Source organism: Mesorhizobium sp. M5C.F.Ca.IN.020.32.2.1, from assembly GCF_004023105.1.
GTDB classification, from domain to species: Bacteria; Pseudomonadota; Alphaproteobacteria; order Rhizobiales; family Rhizobiaceae; genus Mesorhizobium; species Mesorhizobium wenxiniae.
Window position 1 is genome coordinate 1 of record NZ_RZSX01000536.1, and the last position, 4,496, is coordinate 4,496.

A 4,496-nucleotide genomic window follows, 5' to 3' on the forward strand; every position below is an offset into this window, starting at 1 on the left:
CAGTTCAGCGTCTGCTCTTAGCGCATCGACCATACTCCGGCTCGGCAACCGCCAGCCCTTGACGATGCCGTAGACGGGCCGGAATCACGACGAGCGTCAGGACGCCGATCATGGGCATGGCTCGAGTGCTGCGCGCTTCGAGGGATGTCCGGCCCTTTCGATTGCCTCCGCCGCTCTGCCGAAAATGGAGATTCGATTCGAATACCGATGCGATAGGTGATAGTCTCTTCTTCGATCCTCGGGAGGAGGAGATGCGCGCCATTGCATTTTTTGCCGGCGTGTTGGTGGCTACGCCCTCGATGGCGGCGGAGCAACTGATCTTTTACACTGCCAATTTTCCAGATGCCACCTCAGTCCAGCTCAGCATCCTGAACAATAGCGTCTCGCGAGATGGGGACTATGACTTCGACGTCGCTATTGGCCTGGTCGAAACAGACGCGAACGGCGCCATCAGGTATGAAGATACCGGCAAGCATCGTGCACGCGTTCGCTGCAATTATCCGGCGTATGTGAGCGTGGGCGCGCGAAGATATCCTATAGAGATGCCTCTAAGCCGTTCCGCACCTGACGATTGGAAAGAGAATCTCTGGATAACATTCTGCGCGGCCCCCTCATCATGAAGCGCGTTTTTGCCTGATCGGACGGCGGCCGCGGGTTGTTTTGCAACCCGCGGCGCTAGTCGTGGATCACTTAATATCGGTGACCGTTATGCGTCCGTTGACACGGTCGGCTGTAAACTCGATCGCCTGACCCGCCTTGACCTTCTCGAGCATACCGCCCTCCGCGACCACGAACACCATTGTCATCGCGGGCATGTCGAGATTGGTCAGCGGCTCATGCTTGATCGTCACCTTTTTCTGCTTGGCGTCGACTTTGACGACTTCGCCTTTCACGTATTCCTGTGCGAACGCGCTCCCGCCGATGGCGAGCGCGAGCGCGAGGGTCGAGAATGCTCTTATCGATATCTTCATGACTGCTTCCTTTGCGATTTTGGGGGTTAGTGGGCGACGGTGATATCGCCCTTCATGCCGGAATCGTAGTGACCCGGGATCAGGCAGGCGAAACCGAATTCCCCGGCATTGGCGAACGTCCAGATGATCTCGCCTCTGGCGCCGGGCGCCAGCCGGATTGAGTTGGGATCGGCGTGCTCCATCTCGGGGAACTTCTCCATCAGCGCCTTGTGCTCCATGATCCCCTCATGGACGTCCATGACGAACTCGTGGTCGACTTGGCCCTTGTTGACGAACTTCAGGCGAACGGTCTCGCCCTTCTTGACCTTGAGCACGGCCGGTTGGAACAACATCGTCCCGTCGTCCTTCTCCGACATCGAGATGTTGACAGTCCGCTTTGCCTTGCCAGCTTCACCAGGGTTGCCGATCGGCATCGTGGCGGCTTTCTCGCCATGGCCTCCGGCATGGGTTCCACCGGCAAGTGCTGTTCCCGAACTGACCGCCATTAAGACGGCCGCTGCGATTATACGTTTCATGCTGCACTTTCTGTCATTGTTGAGGTTGAGGGGTTTCGGTTTCTCATCCCTGTTTGCCGTGACCACCGTGCGCTGCCGGGGCCATCGTTTTTGCGTCGCCTGATTTCGTCGGAGCGGGGACATCGCCCTTCCATTCGTAAGCCACGGTTCCCTCCGGGTGCTGGTACCAGCCCGGATCGGCGTAATCGTTCGAGGCAAGGCCCTCGCGAACCTTCACGACCGAGAACATCCCGCCCATCTCGATGGCGCCGAATTGGCCCCAGCCGGTCATCATCGGGATCGTGTTGTCGGGAAGCGGCATCTCCATCTCGCCCATGTCGGCCATGCCGCGGTCACCCATGGCCATGTATTCGGGCTGGACCCGGCGGATTTTATCGGTGAGCTTCGAGTTGTCGACGCCAATGAACGTGGGCACGTCGTGGCCCATGGCGTTCATTGTGTGATGCGACTTATGGCAATGGATCGCCCAGTCGCCCTCGTATTTGGCATCGAACTCGTACGCCCGCATCGCACCGACCGGAATGTCGATCGACACCTCGGGCCAACGCGCCTCCGGGCGGACCCAGCCGCCATCGGTGCAGGTCACCTCGAAGTCGTAGCCATGCATGTGGATCGGATGGTTGGTCATCGTCAGATTGCCCACGCGGACCCTGACCCGATCATTCTTTGCTACGGGAAGATGGCTGATCCCTGGAAAGACCCGGCTGTTCCATGCCCAGAGATTGAAATCCGTCATCTCCATGATGCGCGGGACGTACGACCCCGGTTCAATGTCGAAAGCGTTCAGCAGGAACACGAAATCGCGGTCCACCCGCATGAATTTCGGGTCTTTCGGATGAATGACGAAGAAGCCCATCATACCCATGGCCATCTGGACCATTTCGTCGGCGTGCGGGTGGTACATGAAGGTTCCGCTCTTCACGAGGTCAAACTCGTAGACGAAGGTCTTGCCCGACGGAATTCCCGGCTGCGTCAGTCCGGTCACGCCGTCCATGCCGTTTGGCAGGATCATGCCGTGCCAGTGGATGGTGGTGTGCTCGGGAAGCTTGTTGGTCACGAAGATGCGCACACGGTCGCCTTCGACCGCCTCGATCGTCGGACCGGGAGATTGACCGTTGTAGCCCCACAGATACGCAGTAGTTCCGGGCGCCAGCTCCCGCTCGACCGGCTCGGCCACGAGGTGGAATTCCTTCACGCCGTTGTTCATACGATGCGGAAGGGTCCAACCATTAAGGGTCACCACCGGCTGGTAGTCGGGCCCGCTCGTCGGGAAGATCGGCGGCTGCATGTCCGGTGACTCCATGACGGCCGCATCCGGCAAGCCCATCGCCGAGGTTTTGGTCCATGCAGTGGCGCCGGCGAGCAGGGCTCCCGCGCCTAGCAACTGACGTCTTGAAAGCATTTTTCTTCTCCTTGAGTTCAGTGGCTTTCGGCGCCCGCTTCGACCGCGGCCGGTGCATCGCCGCCTCCGGACGAGCTTGCGCCACCACCGTGGATGGCGGTTCCGAGGTTGACGTCGGCCAGCCAAAAATTGCGCTTGGCATTGAGGGAAAGCATGATCGAGCTGATTTTCGCGCGTGTGTCCGCCAGCAGCTCGAACGTGTTGGTGATCATGCCGTTGTAGGTGAGGACCGACTCCGCCTCGATCTTTGTTCGCAGCGGCACAACATTGTTCCGATAGTGCCGGGCAATGTCGTAGGTCGAACGGTAGCTGTCATAGGCGGATCTGGCCTCCGACCGGATGTTGACGGCCTTTTCCGCGATCCGGTTTGCGGCTTGCATGTAGGCAAGCTCGGCCTTGCGCATGCGTGCCTTGCCGGTATCGAAAATCGGAATGACGAACTCGAGCTCCAGAGTGGGTGAGACACTCGTCTCCGTTCCGCCCTCCTCCGACGCCTCTCGTTCCACCTCCACGCCGGAAAGTAGTTCCAGATCGCTGACGTAGCGGGTCGCCTCGGTCAGACTGTAGGATTTCGCCAGCGCTTCCAGCTCAAGTTTCGCGATCTCGAGGTCAACGCGATTTTTTAGCGCCTCCGCCTCGATTGCGCGTTTGGCCTTGGCCCCTTTCGGCAAGGCTGGAAGCATGTTGGGGACTGAATAATCGACATCCGGTCCCCATAGACCCATCAGCCGGGTGAGCTCTTCCTTGGCGGTCCGCGCGGCGAGCCGCGCCTCCGCCGCCTGACCGGTGATCTCGGCATAAAAGACGTGTTCGCGGGCCTGGCCGGTCTTTGTGAAGGCGCCTGTCTCGCCAAGTTTTTGAGCGAGTTCGGAGGCAGCGTCAGCGGCGGCTTGCGCCTTGTTCAGATACGAAACGCTCTCCCAGGCTGAGACAGCATTGATCCAGGCCCGCCGCGTGTCCGCGGCCAGTCGTAGCGTTTCTTCGGCGGCGCGGAGCTGGGCCTGACGGAAGCGTGCATCCGCGACTGCGACACGCCGCTTGTGTGTCGCCAGCGCAAGGATGTTGCTGACCACCGCTCCTTCGATAGTCCGCACAGGATCGACGCCGATCATGCCGACCGAGATCGTCGGATTGACGAGCATCGATTCCTGCCACATGTCGGCCGCCGACAGGCCGATCTCGGCGTAGGCAGCCTGCAGACCCTTGTTGTTGAGCAAGGCGACCTGCACCGCGGTGTCTGGACCGATTGTCTTCTTCTGAACGAGGCTCTTCACGCGCTCCGAGACCGTCCGCGCTTCCTCGCTGGACTGCACCCAGACGGTTTTCTTGCCGGTCACGGATTCGGCGCGCGCCGCGACTGTCGTGAATCCGGCCATCGGGGCTGAAATGCCATTAAAGGCCTCGCTGGTGGTGCATCCGGCAGCGATCAGCGGGATGGTTACCACCGCAGCTATGCTCAGGGGCCGGCGCTTCATGATCCGGCTCCCGGGTTTGCAGAGGAGCGTTCTTCATTGAGACGCCGCCAATTCTGCGGATCCACCGGGTCCCGGTGGCGATAGTCGACCACGACCGGGTGGTAGTGCGTATCACGGATGCCCATTGCGGGAT

General features: G+C 60.3%; 5 protein-coding genes. 1 reads left to right on the top strand and 4 read right to left on the bottom strand.

What is annotated here, in order from left to right; all coding sequences use genetic code 11:
* Positions 1-251: 251 nt before the first annotated feature.
* Positions 252-620, top strand: coding sequence for a hypothetical protein (locus EOA86_RS23670; RefSeq protein WP_128343866.1), 369 nt, complete (start codon positions 252-254; stop codon positions 618-620).
* A gap of 66 nt (positions 621-686) precedes the next feature.
* On the opposite strand, the gene EOA86_RS23675 is transcribed toward EOA86_RS23670, so the two are convergent.
* From EOA86_RS23675 to EOA86_RS23690, 4 genes are read right to left on the bottom strand one after another with little or no spacing between them, the layout of a single operon-like run.
* A complete protein-coding gene (locus EOA86_RS23675) occupies positions 687-971 on the bottom strand; it encodes a copper-binding protein (RefSeq protein WP_128343867.1) in 285 nt (94 codons plus the stop codon).
* A 26-nt stretch (positions 972-997) separates the two neighbouring features.
* Positions 998-1,486, bottom strand: a complete 489-nt coding sequence (locus EOA86_RS23680; protein ID WP_128343869.1) for a cupredoxin family protein — start codon at positions 1,484-1,486, stop codon at positions 998-1,000.
* Positions 1,487-1,529: 43 nt separating this feature from the next.
* Positions 1,530-2,888, bottom strand: a complete 1,359-nt coding sequence (locus tag EOA86_RS23685; RefSeq protein ID WP_128343871.1) for a copper oxidase — start codon at positions 2,886-2,888, stop codon at positions 1,530-1,532.
* Between the two features lie 17 nt (positions 2,889-2,905).
* A complete protein-coding gene (locus EOA86_RS23690; protein WP_128343873.1) occupies positions 2,906-4,363 on the bottom strand; it encodes a TolC family protein in 1,458 nt (485 codons plus the stop codon).
* Between the last annotated feature and the right edge of the window lie 133 nt (positions 4,364-4,496).